18 protein-coding genes are annotated in these 20,428 nt (G+C 68.2%); 5 read left to right on the forward strand and 13 right to left on the reverse strand.

What is annotated here, in order from left to right:
- Positions 1-9 precede the first annotated feature (9 nt).
- The 4 genes from F1C10_RS01445 to F1C10_RS01460 all read left to right on the forward strand — a co-directional run bounded on the left by F1C10_RS01445 (position 10) and on the right by F1C10_RS01460 (position 2,773).
- Positions 10-1,512, forward strand: a complete 1,503-nt coding sequence (locus F1C10_RS01445) for a PAS domain S-box protein (RefSeq protein ID WP_185208171.1) — start codon at positions 10-12, stop codon at positions 1,510-1,512.
- Positions 1,509-1,688, forward strand: coding sequence for a hypothetical protein (locus F1C10_RS01450; protein WP_185208172.1), 180 nt, complete (start codon positions 1,509-1,511; stop codon positions 1,686-1,688). Before F1C10_RS01445 ends, F1C10_RS01450 begins: the two co-directional genes overlap by 4 nt.
- Before the next feature lie 2 nt (positions 1,689-1,690).
- Positions 1,691-2,569 carry a hypothetical protein gene (locus F1C10_RS01455; RefSeq protein ID WP_185208174.1) on the forward strand — a complete coding sequence of 293 codons (879 nt, stop codon included), beginning with the start codon at positions 1,691-1,693 and terminating at the stop codon, positions 2,567-2,569.
- Between the two features lie 63 nt (positions 2,570-2,632).
- Positions 2,633-2,773 carry an entericidin A/B family lipoprotein gene (locus tag F1C10_RS01460; RefSeq protein WP_185208176.1) on the forward strand — a complete coding sequence of 47 codons (141 nt, stop codon included), beginning with the start codon at positions 2,633-2,635 and terminating at the stop codon, positions 2,771-2,773.
- Between the two features lie 43 nt (positions 2,774-2,816).
- Here F1C10_RS01460 and F1C10_RS01465 read toward each other — a convergent pair whose 3' ends face one another.
- The 5 genes from F1C10_RS01465 to F1C10_RS01485 form a co-directional block, all read right to left on the reverse strand.
- Positions 2,817-3,854, reverse strand: coding sequence for a YeiH family protein (locus tag F1C10_RS01465; protein ID WP_185208178.1), 1,038 nt, complete (start codon positions 3,852-3,854; stop codon positions 2,817-2,819).
- Positions 3,855-4,037: 183 nt separating this feature from the next.
- On the reverse strand, positions 4,038-6,035 hold the full coding sequence (locus F1C10_RS01470; RefSeq protein ID WP_185208180.1) for an alpha-glucosidase: 1,998 nt from the start codon (positions 6,033-6,035) through the stop codon (positions 4,038-4,040).
- Complete coding sequence (locus F1C10_RS01475) at positions 6,032-6,631, reverse strand: NADPH-dependent FMN reductase (protein WP_185208181.1); 600 nt, start codon at positions 6,629-6,631, stop codon at positions 6,032-6,034. Before F1C10_RS01475 ends, F1C10_RS01470 begins: the two co-directional genes overlap by 4 nt.
- Positions 6,632-6,773: 142 nt before the next feature.
- Positions 6,774-7,850, reverse strand: coding sequence for an LLM class flavin-dependent oxidoreductase (locus F1C10_RS01480; protein WP_258043011.1), 1,077 nt, complete (start codon positions 7,848-7,850; stop codon positions 6,774-6,776).
- Positions 7,847-8,755: an aldo/keto reductase family oxidoreductase gene (locus tag F1C10_RS01485; protein WP_374939359.1), complete on the reverse strand. Its 909-nt coding sequence runs from the start codon at positions 8,753-8,755 to the stop codon at positions 7,847-7,849. The genes F1C10_RS01480 and F1C10_RS01485 overlap by 4 nt, the downstream gene beginning before the upstream one ends.
- Positions 8,756-8,939: 184 nt before the next feature.
- Between F1C10_RS01485 and F1C10_RS01490 the strand changes: the two genes are divergently transcribed.
- On the forward strand, positions 8,940-11,414 hold the full coding sequence (locus F1C10_RS01490; RefSeq protein WP_258043012.1) for a TonB-dependent receptor: 2,475 nt from the start codon (positions 8,940-8,942) through the stop codon (positions 11,412-11,414).
- 180 nt (positions 11,415-11,594) lie between these two features.
- On the opposite strand, the gene F1C10_RS01495 is transcribed toward F1C10_RS01490, so the two are convergent.
- From F1C10_RS01495 to F1C10_RS01530, 8 genes are all read right to left on the reverse strand, one after another.
- Positions 11,595-12,635: a ferritin-like domain-containing protein gene (locus tag F1C10_RS01495; RefSeq protein ID WP_185208185.1), complete on the reverse strand. Its 1,041-nt coding sequence runs from the start codon at positions 12,633-12,635 to the stop codon at positions 11,595-11,597.
- Between the two features lie 11 nt (positions 12,636-12,646).
- Positions 12,647-13,639, reverse strand: coding sequence for a ferritin-like domain-containing protein (locus tag F1C10_RS01500; RefSeq protein ID WP_185208187.1), 993 nt, complete (start codon positions 13,637-13,639; stop codon positions 12,647-12,649).
- A 325-nt stretch (positions 13,640-13,964) separates the two neighbouring features.
- Positions 13,965-15,227 carry an MFS transporter gene (locus F1C10_RS01505; protein WP_185208189.1) on the reverse strand — a complete coding sequence of 421 codons (1,263 nt, stop codon included), beginning with the start codon at positions 15,225-15,227 and terminating at the stop codon, positions 13,965-13,967.
- A gap of 35 nt (positions 15,228-15,262) precedes the next feature.
- Positions 15,263-16,309 carry a LacI family DNA-binding transcriptional regulator gene (locus F1C10_RS01510; protein WP_185208190.1) on the reverse strand — a complete coding sequence of 349 codons (1,047 nt, stop codon included), beginning with the start codon at positions 16,307-16,309 and terminating at the stop codon, positions 15,263-15,265.
- 48 nt (positions 16,310-16,357) lie between these two features.
- The gene (locus tag F1C10_RS01515; protein WP_185208192.1) at positions 16,358-16,774 is read right to left on the reverse strand and encodes a hypothetical protein; all 417 of its coding nucleotides are present in this window, start codon (positions 16,772-16,774) and stop codon (positions 16,358-16,360) included.
- Positions 16,774-18,009 (reverse strand): molybdopterin-dependent oxidoreductase, encoded by a 1,236-nt coding sequence (locus F1C10_RS01520; protein ID WP_185208194.1) that lies wholly within the window; start codon positions 18,007-18,009, stop codon positions 16,774-16,776. Before F1C10_RS01520 ends, F1C10_RS01515 begins: the two co-directional genes overlap by 1 nt.
- A gap of 60 nt (positions 18,010-18,069) precedes the next feature.
- Entirely contained in the window at positions 18,070-18,849 is a 780-nt protein-coding gene (locus F1C10_RS01525; protein ID WP_185208196.1) for a DeoR/GlpR family DNA-binding transcription regulator, read from the reverse strand.
- Positions 18,849-20,378, reverse strand: a complete 1,530-nt coding sequence (locus F1C10_RS01530) for a glycerol-3-phosphate dehydrogenase (RefSeq protein WP_185208198.1) — start codon at positions 20,376-20,378, stop codon at positions 18,849-18,851. The genes F1C10_RS01525 and F1C10_RS01530 overlap by 1 nt, the downstream gene beginning before the upstream one ends.
- Positions 20,379-20,428: the final 50 nt, after the last annotated feature.

Genomic DNA, 20,428 nt, shown 5'->3' on the forward strand with positions numbered 1-20,428 from the left:
GTGTCTCCGATGTTGAAGACGCTCCGCGAGACGGCCGATCTGCGCCACCTGCGCCAGATCATCGCCGGGCTCGACGAAGGAGTGATCCTGATCGATCCCGACCAGAGCCTGCTTTGGGCGAACGACGCCGCGCTGCGCATGCACGGTGTCGACAGCCTCGACGCGCTCGGGGCAACGGTCGACGATTATCGCGCGCGCTTTCGACTGCGCTACCGCAACAATCACCGGCTCGAGGCGGACGATTATCCGATCGAGCGCGTCGTCGCCGGTGATAGTTTTTCCGAAGTCGTCGTCGAAGTGACCGTCGCGGGCGAGGACAAGCCGCGCTGGGTCCACCAGGTGCGCAGCCTCGTCCTCAACGACGCCGACGAGGACGAACCGTCGTGCGTCGTGCTGGTGATCCAAGACGTCACCGCGCGATATGAGGCGGAGGACCGCTTCGAACAGTCGTTCAACGCCAACCCCGCGCCGGCGGTGATCTGCCGGCTCGCCGACCTGCGCTACATCAAGGTCAACCAGGGATTCCTGGACATGACCGGCTTCGCCAAGGACGAAGTGCTGTGCAAGACTGTGTATGACATCGACGTCCTGCGCGAGGCGACGCAGCGCGATCTCGGCAAGGAACGGCTTACCGAGGGCCGCACGATCCCGCAGATGGAGGCATCACTCGATCTGCCCGGCGGTGCGAAGCTCGTCATCGTCGCGGGGCAGCCGATCGACCTTGGCGATCAGCCGTGCATGCTCTTCACCTTCGCGGATCTCGAGCCGCGGCGAAAGGCGGAGTCGGCGCTGCGCCACAGCGAGGAGCGCTTCACCCGCACCTTTCAGATGGCGCCGGTGCCGATGGCGATCGGTTCGCGCGACGGGCATCGCCTTTGCGAGGTGAACCAGAGTTTCGCGGCGCTGACCGGCTACGGCGCGACCGAGATCATCGGCCGCGCGCTTGGCGACGTCGCGCTGTGGGCGACCGATACGGTGCGACGCGACATCGAGGGGGCGATCGAGCGCGGCGAGGATCTGCGCGGGCACGAAGCGGCGATCGGCGCGAAGGAGGGCGGGCGAATCGACTGCCTCGTTTCGACGGAGGCGATCACGATCGGCGACGATGCCTGCGTCCTGTGGGCGTTTCAGGACATCACCCAGCGCAAGGCCACCGAACTCGAACTGGTCGAGGCGATCGAGGCGGTGATGAAGGACACCAGTTGGCTGAGCCGGTCGATCATGGACAAGCTGGCCCGGCTGCGCGCGCCGATCCCGGATGAGACGGGCGTCGGGCTGAAGGACCTGACCGCGCGCGAGCGCGAGGTGCTGGCGCTGATCTGCCGCGGGCTGGACGACAAGACCATCGCGCGCACGCTCGACGTGTCGGGCAACACCGTGCGCAATCACGTCGCGCGCATCTACGCCAAGATCGGCGTCAACCGTCGCACGGCCGCCGCCGCCTGGGCGCGCGCGCGCGGCTTCGAGAGCGACACGGTCGCCGCCGGGCTGATCCGGGAGCATTCGGCATGACGGGCGATCGCACGGGCAAGGGGGCCAAGCGCGCCGCCGCCCGCCGCAAGGGCAAGGGGGCGGCGCACGAGATCATCGGCAAGCTGATCGGTGACGATGCCGCCATCCGCGAGGGCCGCGCCGAACAGGATGCGGCGAGCCCCAAGACCAACAAGACATCCGATCAACAGGAGTAACTATGGCAACAAATCTGAACTACGCCGATCTGCCGCGCGAGCAAACCGCGGTGGTCGGCACCGTCCGACGCATCTCATGGGGGGCAATCTTCGCCGGCGTCGTCATCGCGATTGCCGTGCAGTTGCTGCTCGGCATCCTGGGTACCGGCATCGGCCTCTCAATGGTCGATCCGTCGGACGGGACGACGCCGGGCGCGGCGGGCTTCGGCATCGGCGCGGGGATCTACTGGCTCGTCACGACCATTCTCGCGCTCGGCGCGGGCGGCTACGCCGCGGCGCGCGTTTCGGGCGTCACCGAGCGGTTTGACGCGATGGTTCATGGGCTTGTCGTCTGGGGCGTCACGCTGATCCTGACGCTGTACCTGCTCACCTCGGCGGTCGGCGGTATCATCGGCGGCGCGTTCCGCACCGTCGGCACCGTGGCCGGCGCGGCGGGTGCGACGGTCGGCGCGGCCGCCCCGCAGGTCGCTCAAGTTGCCGGCGTCAGCGCGGCGGACGTGCGCGAGCAGGCATCGGCCTATCTTTCGGACGCACCGTCCGATCCGGCGCAGATGACGCCCGAACAGGCGCAGACCGAGGTCGCCAAGCGGCTTCCTGCGCTCGCGCGCGGCGGCACCGACGGTGCGCGTGCCGAAAACGAGATCGTCGATATCGTCGCGGCGCAGCGCAAGATCCCGCGCGACCAGGCACAGGCTCAGGTGACGCGTGCCAAGGCGCAGTTCGTCCAGGCGAAGAACGAAACCGTCAAGGACGCCAAGGTCGCGACCGACAAGGTGGCGGGCGCCGCGGCCGGCACGTCGTTCGTCATCGTCCTGGCGCTGCTCGTCGGCGCGGTCGCCGCTGCCTTCGGTGCCGGCGCCGCAGCCCGCCGCCGATTCTGATCGGAAAGATGGCATGGGGGCGGGTAACGCCGCCCCCCAACCAGCAATAAGGGAGCCTAATCGATGAAGAAGAAGATCGGCCTCGCGCTTGGCCTCACCACGGCGCTGATCCTTTCGGCCTGTAACACCGTCGACGGCGCCGGCCGCGACCTCAAGTCCGCCGGCGACGCGGTGTCCGACGCATCGGGCAAGGACGGCAAGTAAAGTGATTCGGGGCGGCGGCGATGCGCCGTCGCCCCAGCACGCGTCACAATAGGATCATCGCGCCGCCCAGCGACAGCGCCAGCGCGACCAGTGACGCGGTGACGATTACCAAAATCGGCTTGATCCCGGTTTCCAGTAGCGAACTCATCGGCGCACGGATCCCCGTCGCCGCGACGGCACAGGCGAGACATGCCGTCGCAACATCCTGCGCGCCGCGACTGGCCACCGCCGGAATGACGCCGAGCGAGTTGATCCCGGCAAAGACGAAGAAGCCGACGACGAACCACGGCAGTGTGATTCCTGTCTTCTTGCCATCCTCGGGTCGGAAAAATGCGGCAACAAGCGCGAGCACCGGCGCGAGCAGCGCGACGCGCGTCAGCTTGACGATCGCGGCAATCTGCCCTGCGCCATCCGAATAGCTGTAGCCCGCGCCCAGCGCCTGCGCGACGTCGTGGATCGACGCGCCGAGCATGAAGCCCGCCTGCCGGTCGCTGAGCCCAAGCTGATGCGCCAGGGTAGGGTAGAGAAACATCGCGCTCGCGCTCGCCGCCGAGATCACGACCAGCACCAGCGCGAGCTGCGCTTGGTTGGCGCGCTTCTCGCCCAGCGTCGTCGCCAGCGCCATCGCCGCGGACGCGCCGCAGATCGCTACCGCGCCGCCCGCCAGCGTGCCGAACGCGCTGCCCAGCCCCAGGGCGCGCGCGATAAGCACGCCGCTGCCCAGCGTCACCAGCAGGATCACCATCACCGCCAGCAGCGTCATCGGCCCGAGCCCGACGATCTGCCCCATCGTGATCCGCGCGCCGACCAGCACGATGCCCCAGCGCAGCAGCGTCTTGGACGCGAAGCCGAGCCCCGGCCCCATGCGCGGATCGGCGCCGAGGAAGTTGAGCGCCAGCCCGATCAGCAGCGCCATCAGCGTCAGCGGCGCGCCATAGTGATCGGCGACGAACGCCGCCGCCATCGTCGCCAGCACCGCGACCATCAGCCCCGGTACCAGATCGCGCCAGCTCGCCTTGGGCGACGGCTCGAGATCGTTGTACAGATCCGCGGCGAGGGGGAGGGTGGGGTATCGAGTCATATCAATCTCCCGTAATTTCCGGCCGCTCGACCAACCAACTCCCGTTCGCCCTGAGGAGGGACTGAGCGAAGCGCAGCGGAGCCGAAGACCCGTCTCGAAGGGTATGGGTTGCGCAACAGCACTTCGAGACGGCACTTCGCTTTCGGCTCAGCACCTCCTCAGTACGAACGGAGAAGGGGCCCCTCACCGCGTCGCGATCGACTCGAACAGCGCCGCATGCTTGCTGTCGGTCCGCCAAAACACCGGCGGCTGCCCGATCGGCGCCGCGACCTCGACGCTTTGCCCGCCGGCAAAGGTCTCGCCCGACCACAGATGCCGCCATTCCGCGCCCGTGGGCAGGTACGCCGACCAGCGCGTTGCCCCCGCGTCGAGTACCGGCGCGACGATCAGGTCGCGGCCGTAGGCGAATTGCGTCTCGACGTCCCAGCACGCCGCATCGTCCTCGTAATTTAGGAACAGTGCGCGCTGCAGCGGCAGCCCGGTCGCCGCCGCCTCAGCGCACAGATGCGCGACATAGGGCGCGAGCGCCGCATGGATTCTGGTCATGGCGACGAAATGCGCGAGTACGTCGGCGTCGCCGTCAAGCTGCAGGTTTTTGTCGGGCCGGTTGCCCTCATGGCTGCGCATCACGGGCGAGAAGGCCGACAGCTCGCTCCACCGCATCAGCAGTTCGGGCGTGCGGACGTTGTCGTACAGGCTGGTGTAGCCGCCCAGATCGCTGTGGTGATACGCATTGCCGACCAGCCCGGACGAAAGCGCACCGCGGATCACCGTGCCGATCCCGTCGTGGCGCGAGAAATCGACGCATTGGTCCCCCGCCCACAGCAGCGGACAATGTGCGCCGACGCCGGTAAAGCCGGCGCGCATGAAGAACACCGCGTCGCCCGTCTTGCCGCGACTGGCGACCGCGCGCGCGTTCACCTCCGCCCAGATCGTCGGCCAGGCATTGTGCGCGAGCATCCCGTCGCTGCCGTCGTGCAGCCGCACGTCGGTCGGCAGATACTCGCCGAAATCAGCCATCCAGCCCGACAGGCCGATGTCGAGCATCTCCTGCCCGATCACCCGCTCGGCGAACCATTCGGCCGCGGCTGGATTGGTGAAATCGACCACACCGCAGTCGAACTCGCCGAAATCGACCAGATACGGCTCGTCCGCATCCAGCTTCAGCGCCAGATAGCCGGCATCGCGCGCCTCGCCATATTGCGTCCCGTCGACCGCGAGATACGGATTGACGTAGCCGAGGAAACGGATGCCGCGATCGTTGAGTTCGGCGATCTTCTGCCTGAGATGTGGATAGCGCGCGTCGTTCGCCTTCCAGTCCCAGAACAGCCGCTTGCCGAAGCTGGTGACGCGCAGGCCGACCCAGTCTTCGCACCACAGGCCGGTGACGATTGCGCCCGCCGCGAGCATTGCCTCCATCCGCTCGAAGCTGCGCGTGCCATCCTTCAGCCCCAGGATCGCGCCGGAATAGGCCCATTCGGGGAGCAGCGGCTGGCGGCCGAAGCGCGTCGACAATTGCTCGACGATCGCCGCGAAGCGGTTGGCAGCGAACAGCTCGATCCGCGCGGGCACTTCCCACACCGCGATCCCGGGCGAGGCCGCATCGCGGAAATCGAAGCAGCTGTACGCCGTCGTGTCGACATGCAGCGCGTAACGGCGTGAGGACAGATAGGTCGGCTGCGGATAATTGGTGTTCCAATAATCGCCGCCCGAGCGGTGGTCGCGATCGCACTGAAACGTCATCAGCGTCGATTTGTCGCGCCCGACGCCGGGCTCCGACGTCCACATCGGGAAGCGCCGCCCCGCCATGTCGACGTAGGACAATTGCTCGCCGCCACCCCAGAAGCGCTCGCCCGCCTCGCCGACGCACGTCAGCCAGAAGCGATTGAGCGCCGCGTCGTGCGCGTCGAGGTGCAGCGCCCCGTCGCGCAGCGTTAGCGTCAGCAGCGTCGCGCCACCTTCGTTCGACAGCAGAATCGTATTACCGTCGATCGTCGCCACGCGCAGCGCGATCCGCTCCGCAAGCCGATCCTCGAGGAAGTAATTGCCGCGGTACATGTCGACCAGCGGCGTTCCCGTGCCGACGAACAGCGCGGGCGCGTCGGGGCGATGGCGGATGACCAGCGCAGCGCCGGCGTAGATGTCAAAGCCGCCGTCGACCGCGTCGAGCCGCAGCGTCATGCCGCGATCCCGCCGGCAACCCGGGCCGAATAGTCGCGCAGCGCTGCCGTGGCGACCTGTCGGCCGACCAGCCGCAGCTGCTCGGTCACCGCCGGGTCGCTGCATCCGCCCTCCGCGTCGAGCTTCGCTTGGGCGCTGTTGACCGTTGCCGCGAACGGCGTCGGCCAGCCACGTAGCGCGTGCGCGATCGAGCGCAGCGCCGCCACGGTCGATCCGGTCGCCTGCCAGCCGTACGCGGTGGCGATCAGGCCGACGGGCACGTCGGCGAGATAGGGGCGGGAATCACGCGCGGTTTCCTCGAGCAGGTCGATCGCGTTCTTGACGAGCCCTGATACGCTGCCGTGATAGCCGGGCGAGGCGATGATGACGCCCGACGCGGCGCGCACCGCGGCGACCAGCGCGGCCTCGCCTGCCGTGCGATCGGTCAGGCCCGGCGTGTAGAGCGGCAGCTGGACGAGCGCGGCGCCGCCGAACAGCTGCGTCTCGGCGCCAGCCTCCGCCGCCGCCGCGAGCGCGATCTCCAGCGCCCGCTCGGTCGACGATCCCGCGACGGTCGTCCCCCCGATCCCGACGATCAGCGGCTTGTGTTGGGTCATCATCCTCTCCCCCTTCAGCCCTGACTGTTCCCCGGCAAAGTGCGGGATCCAGTAGGGAAGGCTGCGGCAACGAAGCGCTTCGGTCGTTCAGCGACGTTCCGCGACTGGACCCCGGCCTTCGCCGGGGAACAGTTTCACGCGATCACAGCACCAGCGGCCCGTGGCTGAGCTTCGGCAGCACGTGCCGCGCGAACAGATCCGCCTCGGCGGCGTGCGGATAGCCAGACAGGATGAACGCCTCGATCCCCATGTCCTGGTACATCCGCAGCTTGGCGAGCACCTGATCGGGATCGCCGACGATCGCCGCGCCGCAGCCCGACCGTGCCCGGCCGACGCCGGTCCACAGATGCTCCTCGGCATAGCCGTCGTCCTTCGATCCCTCACGCAGCGCCGCCTGCGCCGCGACGCCGGTCGACGTCGTGTCGAGCGACTTGTTGCGGATCGCCTCGCCTTCCTTGGCGTCGAGCTTCGACAGCAGCCGATCGGCGGCGGCACGCGCCTCTGTCTCGGTGTCGCGCACGATCACGTGCGCGCGATAGCCGAACTTCAGCGTGCGACCGTGCTTCGCGGCGCGCGCGGTCATGTCGTCGATGATCGCCTGCACCGCCTCGCGCTTGTCCGGCCACATGAGATAGACGTCCGCCCCCTGCGCCGCGACCTCGCGCGCGTCGGGCGATAGCCCGCCGAAATACAGCGGCGGCGCCTTGCCCGACACCGTCGTCACCGCCGGCGGATCGAGCTTCAATTGCCAGAACTCGCCCTGGTGATCGAGCGCTTCGCCGTTGAGCATCGTCTTCAGGATCTGCATCGCCTCGAGCGTGCGGGCGTAGCGCGGTGCGCTTGCCAGCGTCTCGCCCGGCAGGTCGGACGAGATGATATTCACCGTCAGCCGCCCACCCAGAATGCGGTCGATCGTCGCGATCTGGCGTGCCAGTTGCGGCGGCCAGCTCTCGCCGATCCGCACCGCCATCAGCAGGCGGATACGCTCGACCATCGTCGCGATCGCCGCAGCGAAAGCGGTGGTGTCGATCCCCAATGCATAGCCCGACGGCAGCAGGATGTTGTCGAACCCGCCGCTCTCGGCCTGCAGCACGATGTCGCGGCAATGCTCCCAGCTCGATTTCAGTTTGGCATCAGGAACGCCGAGAAACTCGTAATCATCGTCGCACAGCGCAGAGAACCAGCTGACTTCACACGATTTCGCTTGCGTCTCGTTCACGGCAGCTGTTCCCCCATGCTCGCCTGCAGCACCGCATACCACTCCTGGCGCGTCCACTGTGGCTTGTAGGCGTCGGGGACCGTGGCGATCCGCGACGCATTCTGTGTTCCGACGATCGGGATCGGTCGCGCGGGATGCGCCATGATCCAGCTGTACGCCGCCGCCGCGCGGTCGACGCCGGTCTCGGCCGCCTTGGCATCGAGCAGCGCGGCGACGTCGCGGGCGCGCGCGTCCTGCGGATCGGCGAGCCGCCCACCGCCGAGCGGCGACCACGCGAGCACCGCCATGCCGCGCTGCATCGCCTGGTCGAACAGGCCGTCGAACAACGGCGTCGTCACCAGCGCCGAGAATTCCGGCTGATGGCTGACGACCGGCACGGGAAGGAACTCGGCGAGCGCGGCGGTCTGCGTCGGCGTATGGTTCGACACGCCGATCGCGGTGATCTTGCCTGCGGTGCGCGCGTCGTCGAGCGCGCGCGCGGCCTCCTGTGAGTGCGTCAGCAGGTCGGGGCGGTGGATCTGGTAGAGGTCGATCTTCTCGCAGCCGAGCCGCGCCAGCGATGCGTCGATCGCGCTGGCGAGATAGTCCGCGCTCGAATCGTACGGCACGCCCATACTGATGCCGCCCTTCGAGGCGAGCACCATCCGATCACGCAGGTCGGGAGCTTCGGCGAACACCCGCCCAAGCAGCGCCTCGGCCGCGCCGAATTCCTCGTCGTTGTCAGGGCCATAAATATCGGCGGTGTCGAACAGCGTAATGCCGGCGTCCAGCGCCGCATCGATCAGCGCGCGTGCCTTGGCGACATCGGTGCCGCGGAAGCGCCACATGCCCCAGGCAATCGTGCTGACGGTTAGACCAGTGTCGCCGAGAGCGACGGAGCGAGCGGGGGCGGGCAAATAAGACACCGTTGTCTTATACGAAGAAATGCGCGATGGGGGAAGCAGTCAATTGATCGCGCCGCTGGCCTGCGCGCCGTTTGGCCCGCTGAACCCGGCAACGGCGCGGCGGGCGGGCGGCGCGCCGGGGCAGCGGTGTTCAGTGGTTCGTGCTTTCCAAGATTGGTTCAGGGTTCGGGGTTAGGAGAGGGTAATGACGGGTTTCACTTCAAAGGCGGTCTTGTTGACCGCCACGTGCGGTCTCGCACTGTTTGCGCAGGTCGCCAGCGCGCAGGCCATGTCGCCCGAGGGGCAGACGGTCGAGCCGGTGACCGAGAAGCAGCAGGATGCGCCGGCCCCCGGCGTCGCGGCTGAAGCACCCGCGACCGAGGATGTCGGCAGCGGCGACATCGTCGTCACCGCGCAGAAGCGCAGCGAGCGTCTGCAGGACGTGCCGCTCGCCGTCTCCGTGATCGGCGGCGACGCGCTCACCGCCACCGGCGCGCCGGGGCTCGACGGCGCGGTCGCGCTCGTTCCCTCGCTCAACTTTCAGAAGTCGGGCACCACGCTCAACCAATCGCTGTTCCTGCGCGGCGTCGGCACGACGACCTTCTCGATCGCGGGCGAGCCGTCGGTATCGTCGGTCGTCGACGGCGTCGTCTTCGCGCGTACCGGCGAGGCGTTCAGCGACCTCGTCGATATCGAGCGGATGGAAGTGCTGCGCGGCCCGCAGGGCACGCTGTTCGGCCGCAACGCGTCGGCCGGCGTCGTCAACATCGTCACCAAGCAGCCGACGCGCGATTTCGGCGGCTATGTCGAGGGCAGCTACTTCACCGGCGGTGACGAGGCGCGCATCCGCGGCGCGCTCAACGTGCCGCTCGGCGAGAACCTGCTCTCGCGCTTCACCGGCTTCTACAGCCGCTATGACGGCAACATCCGCAACGACGCCTTCGGTGGCCGCCGCGTCAACGGCTACGAGCATTTCGGCGGCCGCGTGCAGCTCAAGTGGACGCCGAGTGACACGACCACGATTGCGTTGATCGGCGATTATCACAAGAACGACGACGATTGCTGCGCCGAGGTGATCGGCACCGGCCCGCTGACCGGCGCGGGTGTCGGCTTCACCAGCCCCATCTCGGGCGTGCTGCCGACGCCGCGCGGCGACGAGACCCGCCGCATCAACCAGAACCTCATCACCCGCACCAAGGAGGAGGGCTACGGCGCGTCGCTGCAGATCGATACCGAGCTCGGCACGCAGACCGTCACCAGTATCACCGCTTATCGCGAATACAAGAACACCGAGATCCGGGACGGCGATTTCCTCGCCGCGCCTTATGCCGGCTTCACCCAGCTGCATGATCTCGGGCCGCAGACGGGCGACACGTTCAGCCAGGAGCTGCGCCTGACGTCGCCGTCGCGCCAGTTCGTCTCCTACGTCCTCGGCCTCTATTACTCGCGCGCCGAATCGGAGCGGACCTTCTCGCGCTCGGTCTTGAGCTGCAACGCGATCGTCGCGACGCCCAACGCGCTGGTGCCGTGCGGCAGCGCCAATGCGACGCCGACGACCAACCCGTTCGGCACTGCCACCTTCGGTTCGGTGTTCACCAACATGGCGGCGTTCGGCCAGTTCACGGTGAACTTCACCGATCGCTTCCGCTTCATCGGCGGCGCGCGCTACACCGCCGATCAGCTCGAAGTGTCGCACATCCGCCGCACCACGCTGGCGGGCCCGGGCGTCAACGCGAACTTCGACCAGGGCGTGTTCGATCGCTACAACCAGCTGCTCGCCGCCGGTGTCGCGCCTGGTGCGGCACAGACGCAGGCGGTGCTCGCCTCGAACGGCGTGGCGTGGCGCGGCAAGACGACCAACGACAATTGGTCGGGCAAGGCCTCGCTGCAGTTCGACATCAGCCGCGACATCGTCGCCTACGGTGGCTGGACGCGCGGCTACAAGGGCCCGGCGTTCAACGTCTTCTACAATCTGAACGCCAACGGCACCAACGTGATCGCGCCGGAAACCTCGGACAGCTACGAGGTCGGCCTCAAGAACACACTGTTCGACGGCGTGCTGACGCTCAACCTCGCCGCCTTTTACGCCAAGTACGACAATTTCCAGGCCAACAACCCGGATCTCGTCGCGGGCGTGGTGGTGACGCGCTTCACCAACGCGGGTGAGGTGTCGACGCGCGGCATTGAGGCGGATCTCGTGCTGCGTCCGATCGACGATCTGTCGATCTCGGGCGGCATCGCGTACACCGATGCCAAGGTCGACCAGTTCTTCGTCGCGCCCGGCGCGGCGGCGACGGCGGTGATTCCGTCGGGCACCTCCTTGCCCTTTGCGCCGAAGTGGAAGGGTTCGCTCGGCGTCGACTATCGCGTGCGCACCGGCGGTGCGTTCGACGTCTATCTCGGCGCCAACGGCAATTATCAGTCGAAGCAGCTCGCGCTGTTCTCGCCTGATGCCGTTCAGCGTCGTCTTGGCACGATCGACGGCTACGGCCTCGTCAATCTGTCCGCCGGCGTCGGTGATCAGGACGATCGTTTCCGCCTGACTTTCCAGGTGCGAAACCTGTTCGACCAGAGCTATGCCGCGGCGATCCAGAACGGCGGCCCGGCCGGCTCGTACCGCTACCAGATCCCGCGCGACGCCGATCGCTACTACGGCGTCACCGGTCGCGTGAACTTCTGATCCATTCCCGCCCGGATCGGAAGCAGAAGGCCCCCGGAGCGATCCGGGGGCCTTTTTTTGGCGCTGCCGAGCCGTCGAAGTCCAACCGGGTCCCGAGACAGCGCGTGCAGTTACGCACTGTCGTCGATCGGATGGGGCCGCAGCGGCTTCGTCGCCACGGCCCCGTCCGACATTCGAGCGTCAAGCGTTGGCGGCGCTCGTCCGGATCGTGCCGTTCACCCCATTGGGGAAGAACCCGCCCGCCGCCACCGCGGCGCGGTTCTGGTATACGACGTTGAGCACCTGCGGCGCGGTGCGGCCAAGCACCAGCCCGCCGCTATCGGTCGGCACGAGGTTCGCCGTCGCCGCGTTGCCGATGTCCTGATCGGTGTCACTCGTTCCGTCCAGTGCATCGCGCGCGTTGGAGATCTGCGTAATGCGGCTGTAGATGCTCGGCACCGTCAGCCCGCGCCGCCACAGCTCGGACCGGATGACGCCGTCGTGATAGCATTCGGTCGCCAGGATCCCTGCGGATGCTTCCAGAAACACCTTGTTGGTGATGAGCCGCGCCGACCCACGATAGGCCGTGACGCCGACGTCGGTCAGGAGGTACGATCCGATCAGGAAGTTCTCGTCATTGGCATAAGGATCGAAGATCTCGTTCGCGCCGATCACGCCGGCGGCGCGCGCCGCCGCAGTGAAGGCGCCCACGGCGGTGGCACTGCCGATGGTTACGCTCGCGCTGCCCGAGATGTTGAGCGCCGCCTGCGCCGACGCCGAACTGCCCAGCGTGGTGCGCAGGAAGCCGATATGGCCAAGCTCGTCGACTGCGATCTCACGCGCATATTCGCGCACCACGTTATCGGTGAAGTTCACCGCGCGCGCGGCGCCTTCGCCGCTGCCGGTGATCACCGCGCCCTGCGTACCCTGTCCGGATTGCAGATTGTCCGGGATCCCGCGGCCGGAGACGGCGTAGGAATAATAATTGCCTTCCAGATACTCGAGCTGAAGCGCGAAGTTCAGCACGTCCACCTCGGTTACCGCGGGGGCGGGCCCCGGGGTCGGAGTGGGGGAGGGCACCGGGTCGGGGATCAGCGTGCTGTCCTCGTCGCATGCGGCGAGCAGCGAGAGGCCGCCCGTCATCGCCGCCGCGCCGCCGCACAGCCGGATGAAGCTGCGCCGAGCGCGTCGCTGGTGCTCTGCGCGTTCCATCAGGTCGAGGAATTCGATCGTATCGGTCATGTCCCGCCTCCTCAGTTCGCGCCGGAGCGACGAAGCGCCGCGTTCGGATTGTTGGTGCCGTTGGGGAAGAAGCCGCCCGAGGTGGCCTGCGCACGCGTCAGATAGGCGATGTTGTGCACCTGTTCCGCCGTCCGGCTGAAGACGATGCCATTGTCGTCGGTCGGCACGAAGTTCGATGTCGTGCCGAACTGCGTCTGCACCGGCGAGATGCCCTGGTCGTCGTCCGCCACGCGCTGCGGCGGGCCGGAGGCGGTCGCCGTGCCGTCCAGCGTGTCGCGCGCGTCGGAGATCTTGTCGGCATTGCTGCGCAGCGTGGGTACCGCCACGCCGCGCCGGTACAGCGCGCCGCGGATGATGCCGGCGTGGAACGCTTCCGCCGCGAGCAGCCCGGCCGCCGCATCGACGATGTCGGGATTGCTGAGCAGCGGCGAACCGCCCTTGTACGCGGTCACGCCGACATCCTCGAAGATATAGGCTGCGATCAGGAAGCTGTCGTCATTGGCGTAAGGGTCGAACACGCCGCCCGTTGCTGACAGGTCGATGCCCGCCGCCGTCGCCGCTGCGGTGAACACCGCCGGCGACAGGTCGATTGCCGGCTGCGACACCGCCGCCGTCGACAGTACGCGGCGGAGCGAGCCGACGTGAGCAACCTCGTCGCCCGCGATCTCGCGCGCATATTGGATCACCGCTGGATCGGTGAGGTTCGCCTTGCGCGCGCCCGACACCGCGCCCTGCGTTTGCGTGCCCGTCAGCTGATCGGCAGGAAGGCCGGTGCCGTTTGCGGCGAAGCTGTAGAATTGCGCCTCGAGATATTCGAGGTTGAGCGCGAAGTTCAGGACGTCCGATTCGCTCGGCGCCGACTGTGCTAGCGCTGGGCTGGTCAGCGCGAGCCCGCCGACGCCGACGGCCGCCCCGGCAAGCGCCATCCGAAAGAAGTCTCGTCTCGGCGATCGCCGTTGAACGCGCGCGTCGAGCGCGTCCAACATCTTCTCTGTAGCGGGCATGGCAATGCTCTCCTCCCCGTTTCGACGGGGGACGGGCCCGCTGATCGATGGCAGCGGCCAGAGCAGCTACGCGCGGCGCCGGCGAAGGCTGCACGCGACGGCGAACTAACTACTTGATCCGCATCAGGATTGTTACTGGTCGGGAGGTCAAGAGGTGCGGCAGCGCGCGATCAAATGCGCTTCTGCCACCACCCGTGTGAAGGGAAAGCCACCGATCCCTGGCGACGGCGTAATTACCTCGAGCGACCGTGCCGGCGCTATCGGGCTTCCCGGCGCAGCGGCGGCGCTCGGCGCGCCGCCGCCTCGCCTTGGTCAGCCGACCGCGTCAATGCCCGACGGGTGCCGCCTTGGCCACGCCCGGCTCCGCCACCACCAGGCGCGGCACCAACAGGTGGATCAGCAGCAGTGCGACGAGATACGATCCGCCGCAGATCAGCAGCATCGGCGTGTAACCGTGGCCATTGTCGAGCGACCAACCGGCGAGCTCGATCATCCCCATGCCCGACAGGTTGCCCGCGAACGCGCCGATCCCGATCGCCGTCCCGATCATCCGCGACGGGAAGATATCCGCCGTCATCGCGAACACGTTGGTCGAGAAGCCCTGGTGCGCGAACAGCCCGAGCCCGAGCAGCCCCGCTGCCACCCACGGATCGCCCGTCAGCAGCACCAGCGGCACCGGCAGGATCAGGCAGGCGTAGAGCAGCATCGATCCCTTGCGGGCGCGGTTCACGTCCACCCCGCGCCGCAGCAGGTACGTCGGGAGGATGCCGCCGCTGAGGCTGCCCAGCGCGGCAAGGAAATAAATCATCGCGATCGGCACGCCCAGGCTGCCCTGGCTCATTCCGAACATACGGTGGAACAGGTCGGGCATGAAGAACAGCAGGAACCACCACACCTGGTCGCTCAGCGCCTTGGCTGCGATCACCGCCCACTGCCGCCGGTCGCGCAGCAGCGCCGACCACGGCACCGACGCGCCGCGATCGCCCGCCGCGGCGCCTGCCTCGCCCGGCGTCGCCGACGAGCGCGGCGTCACCAAGAGCCACGCGACGACCCACACCAGCCCGAGCCCGCCGGCGATCAGGAACGCCGCGCGCCAGCCGAGCGCCAGCGCGAGCGCCGGGATCGTGAGCGGTGCCACCACCGCGCCGAAGTTCGACGCCATGTTGCCGACGCCGAGCATCAGCGAGCGCTGCTCGGGCGGGAAATAGGTCGCGGCAGTCTTCACCTGCGCCGGGGTTCCAATCGATTCGGCCGCCCCCAGCGCCGCCCGCACGCCGACGAACCCGCCGACGCTGCCGACGAACGCGTGCGCCATGCCCGCGAGGCTCCACGCACCGACGCCGATCGCGAACCCGCGGCGAAGACCGATCCGATCGATGAACCAGCCGGTGCCGAGAAACGCGACCGCGGCGGAAAATTGGAAGGCGGAGGCCATGTGGCTGTAGTCGCGATCGCTCCAGCCGAACTCGGTCTGCAGCATCGGCTTCAACAGCGCGATGATCTGCCGATCAACGTAGTTGAGCATGATCGCGGTGAAGGCCAGCGCCACGATCAACAACCGGCGCGTATTGCCGATGCCCTGAACCATCACCCTCTCCACTTGCTCGTAAGACAACGGTGTCATCATTCGGTCGTTTGCGCAACCGGCGGCGCAGCGGATGACGCGCGTGTGACGACCTCGTGCGCCAGCCTGCGCTGCGTCGGCGCGCCATCCTCCGGCGGCGCAAGCAGCAAATCGGTCGCTGCGTCGGCCAGCGCGCGCACCGGCTGGCGCACCGTGGTCAGTGCGGGCCAGACGATCGTCGCGGTCGGCCCGTCGTCGAACCCTGCGACGGAGAGCGCGTCGGGCACGCGCACGCCGCGGCGGTGCGCGGCGGCGAGCACGCCCGCCGCCATATCGTCGCTCGACGCGAAGATCGCGGTCGGTGGCTGTGGCAGCGAGAGCAGCACGTCCGCCGCCGCCTCGCCCGAGGCGACGTCGAACTGCCCCTGCCGGATCAGGTCGAGGTCGACCGCCACCGCATGCTCGCCCAGCGCCCGGATATATCCCGCCAGTCGCTGTGCCGACGCGGCGAAGCTACGATCGCCGACGACGAAGCCGATCCGACGATGCCCCAGATCAAGCAGATGCGTCGTCATGTCGAATGCCGCGCGCTCGTTGTCGATCAGCACCGCCGGCGCCTCGTCGATCCGTACGCCGGGCTGCAGCCGCACGAAGGGGATGCCGCGCCGCGCGAGCTCGCCCAGCACGCGCGCGTCGTCGCACGCCGGCGGCGCGAGCACGAGCCCGTCGGGATGCGCCTGATCGAGCAGCGCGACGATATCCTCGAGCAGCGTCGGTGACGCACGGTCGTACGGCTGCGCGATCATGCGGATCTTGTCGCGCTGGCAGCGTTCGCGCACGCCCAGCTGAATCTCGTAGACGTACCAGGGGTTGGGATTGTCGCAGATCAGCGCGATCTGGTGCGATCGGTGCCCGGCGAGCGCGCGCGCCGCCTGGCTCGGTTGGAACCCGATCTCGCGCATCACCTCGCGCACGCGTTCGCGCTTGTCCGCGCTGACATATTGCTGGTCGTTGATGACGCGCGAGACGGTCTTGATCGAAACGCCCGCGATCCGCGCAACGTCGCGGATCGTCGGGCGGACAGGGTCGGGCGCGGCGGTGCTCATCGTCTGTCCCATAGGACAGGCGCCGGCTTTGTCACGCCGCCAATCGGCTTATTGCGCCGGCGTCGCCGCGGTGCCTTGCAGCGTGGTAAAATAATCGACGATCGCCGGCACGTCGCCCGGCCCGATCGGCGCCTTGTACGTGTCGCGCATCTTCTCCACCGTGGCCTGCCATTGCGCGGCGGTCAGCTTCGGCTGCGCCAATCCCATGCTCGCCGAGTGGCACGACAGGCAGCGTTGGTTGACGAGATCGGCGTGCGGCCCGGGCGGATAGGTCGCGGCATCGTCGGGCAGCTCGATCGCGGTCGAGGTGAGCGCGAAGCCGTTGGCCGATACGGCCGGGGCGGGGGGGGCACTCGATGATGCGGGCGCTGGCGCGCTGCGGCTGCCCCCGCCGATCGCGACCAGCACGAATAGGCTGCCGGCGATCAGCAGGACGACGATGGCGGCAAGCGATGGCGTGCGCATCACGTCAGCCTCACGACAACGGGCTCGACGCAATTGCGCATATAGCCGCCCGGGTTCCAGTTCGCCGCCATCGGCTGCGTTTCCCCACGTGTGTTGGTGCATCGCGCCATCACCTTGACGCGGCCCGGGCGTGGCACGCCCACCCGTGCGGTGAAGCGTCGGAAGCCGTAGCGATCGTCCTCGCGCCCCAGCGTCGCCGGCTCCCACGTCCGCCCGCCCGTCGCCGATATGTCGACGCGCGCGACGCCCGCGTCGCCGCCCATTGCGATCCCCTCGATCGGCAGCACGGGATCATAGCCATAGGTCGCGCCGTCGGCGACGCTGGTGATCCACGATCGCGGGATCATGCGGCTGATCGGCGTGGTCGGAAAGTCCTTCGATCCCGGCGCCACATTGGCGCGCGGGGCGGTGGGAATCTTGTACGCCTTCGCCATCCAGTACCGATCGTCCGGCGCGGGCAGCACCTCGATCGTGTCGAGCGCCTTCATCCAATATGTAGAAAACCAGCCCGGCACGATGAGGCGTACGGGAAAGCCGTTGAGCAGCGGCAGCTGCTCGCCGTTCATCGCGAACGCCAACATCACCTCGCCGTCGCGCGCGTGATCGATCGCGAGCGCCTTCTCGAAATCGGGCGCCCCCGCGACCAGCGGCTTGTCCATCCCGCCGACGCGCACCGCGACGGCGCCCGGGCGCACGCCGGCGAGATCGAGCACGTGACGCAGCGGCACGCCCATCCACTTGGCGTTGCCCATCGCACCGTGGCCCCATTGCGCGCCGGGCACGCGCGGCTCGAACAGCCCGCGCGAATTGCCCGAACACTGGTTCACCGCCGCAAGCTCGATCCGCGGCATGCGCAGCAGCTGCGCGAGCGGAATCGACAGCGGCCGCGCGACATGCCCGCCGACGCGGATGCGATACGTTTCCACATCGATGCTGGTCGGCAGATCGCCCCAGTGCCAGCGCACGAAGAAGCGGTCGTTCGGGGTGAAGAGCGACTGCTGGAACACCTCCATCGGCGTCTCGAGCAGCGCCGGCCGCGCGCGTTGCAGGATCATCGCGCCCTTCTGCGGGAAATCGCTCGTCATCGCGCGTTTGGACGGCCCACCGGGCAGCCGCAGGTCGACGTCGGCGCCCAGTGCGCGCGCCGCCAGCATCGCCCCGCCGCCGGCGACGCCCGCGGCCAGCAGCCGGCGCCGCGTCACCATCTGCGCCACGTCGAAATCAAGCCGATCCATCACTCACCGCTCTCTTGTCCACCTGTCACTACCACCGTCACCGTGTCGCCCGCGCCCGGCTCAGTCGCCCACGACGTGCACCATCGTCACTGCCGCCGCGTCGCACGCGGCGCGCAGGCCGTCGTCCATATCGTCGCTCACCAGATAATCGATGTCGTCCAGCCCGCCGATCCGCACCGGCGCCGGTCGGCCGAGCTTCGACGAATCGAGCGTCAGGATCACCTTGCGCGCTTGCGCGATGATCGTCTGCGACACGCGAACCTCGTCGACGTCGAAATCGAGAAAGGTGCCGTCGGCCTCGATCGCCGACGCGCCGATCAGCGCGTAATCGACGCGGAAGCTGCGGATGAAATCCATCGCCAGCGCGCCGACCACCGCGCGGTCGCCCGGCCGCACGCGCCCGCCGGCGGCGATCACCTCGATCCCGGGGCAGTCGGCCAGAATCTCGACGACGTTGAGGTTGTTGGTGATCACCATCAGTTCGCGATGCCCGGTCAGGTGGCGCGCGATCGCCTCGGTGGTCGATCCGATGGTGAGGAACAGGCTCGATCCGTCGGGCACCAGCGCGGCGGCCGCGGCGCCGATCGCGTCCTTCGTTTCCGCTGCGACCAGTCGCCGCTCCGCGTAGCGCAGGTTGCCGACACCCGACGTAACCACCGCGCCGCCGTGGACGCGCGACAGCATCGACCGTTTGGCGAGGACGTTCAGATCCTTGCGGATCGTCTGCGGCGTCACCCCCAGCGTCTCGGCGAGCGTATCGACCGACACGCTGCCGGTATGCCGCGCCGCCTCCAGGATCATCCGGTGGCGCGTCGCCACGACGTCGGCGGCCTGCTGCATCAGCCGGCGACGGCGACCGGCACCGGCGGCGACACCGCGAGATATTCGTCGAGCGCCTCAGCGGTGCCGGCCGGCGTATGCAGCCCCAGCTTGCTGCGCCGGTACAGAATATCCTCGGCGGAGCGCGCCCACTCGTGCGCGACGAGGTAATCGACCTCCGCCCGGTACAGGTCGCCGCCGAAGTTCTGGCCCAGCTCGGCGACCGTCTGTGCCGCGCCGAGCAAGCGATCGGTACGCGTGCCATAGGCGCGCGCCAGCCGGCGCAGCAGCGCGGGGGGCAGGGCGGGGCGCTCGGCGATCAGCTGCGCCAGGAAGCGGTCGAAATCAGCATCCGGCATGTCGCCGCCGGGCAGCACCGCGCCCGCCGTCCACGCCCCGCTCGCCTGCGGGAAGAAACGCGCGAGTTCCTTCATCGCATGCTCGGCGAGCTTGCGGTACGTCGTGATCTTGCCGCCGAAGATGCTCAGCATCGGCGCGCGGTTCTCGCCAGCGTCTAGATCGAGCACATAGTCGCGAGTGACGGCGGAGGCGTTGGACGATTTGTCGTCGTACAGCGGGCGGATGCCCGCATAGCTCCAGCGGATGTCGCGCTCGGCGACCTTCGTATCGAAATAGCGTCCGATCGTATCTAGCAGATACGCCGTCTCGCCCGCGCTGATCGCTGCCTTGCCCGGCTTCTCGCTCCACACCTCGTCGGTCGTGCCGACCAGCGTATACTCACCCTCATAGGGGATCGCGAAGACGATGCGGCGGTCGGGGTTCTGCAGCATGAAGGCGTGCGCGCCGTCGTACAGCTTCGGCACGACGATGTGGCTGCCCTTCACCAGCTTCACGCCGCGGTCGGTCCGCGAGTCGGGCACGCGGCCGAGGACATCGGCGACCCATGGCCCCGCGGCGTTGACGAGTACCTTCACGTGCACCTCGCGGCGCCCCTCGGGCCCCTCCAAAGTCCCCTTCCAGCCCCCATCGATGCGCTTTGCATCCACCAGCCGCGTCCGCGTCTCGATCGCCGCGCCGCGCGCGGCGGCATCGATCGCGTTGAGCACGACCAGCCGGCTGTCCTCCACCCAGCAATCCGAATAGATGAACGCCTTGCCCGCGCGCGGATCGAGCCCGGCGCCGACCGGCGACTGCGCGAGGTTCACCGTACGCGTGCCTGGCAGCTTCTCGCGCCCGCCGAGGTGATCGTAGAGGAACAGCCCCAGCCGCACCATCCACGCCGGGCGCGGCGACTGGTTCTGCGGCAGCACGAATTCGAGCGGCCAGATGATGTGCGGCGCCATATTCAGCAGCCGCTCGCGCTCGATCAGCGCCTCGCGCACCAGCCGGAACTCGCCATATTCCAGGTAGCGCAGCCCGCCGTGGATCAGCTTGGTCGATGCCGACGAGGTATGGCTGGCCAGATCGTCCTGCTCGACCAACAGGACGCTGAGCCCGCGCCCCGCTGCGTCGCGCGCGATCCCCGCGCCGTTGATCCCACCGCCGACGATCAAGAGGTCGACCGCATCCGCCGCCGTGCCCGTCACCATGCCGATACCTCCACCATCCCCCCTCCATACCCCCGCAAACGGCTAAACGA

Origin of the sequence: Sphingomonas sp. NBWT7, assembly GCF_014217605.1 — a bacterium.
In the GTDB taxonomy this organism is placed as follows: Bacteria; Pseudomonadota; Alphaproteobacteria; order Sphingomonadales; family Sphingomonadaceae; genus Sphingomonas.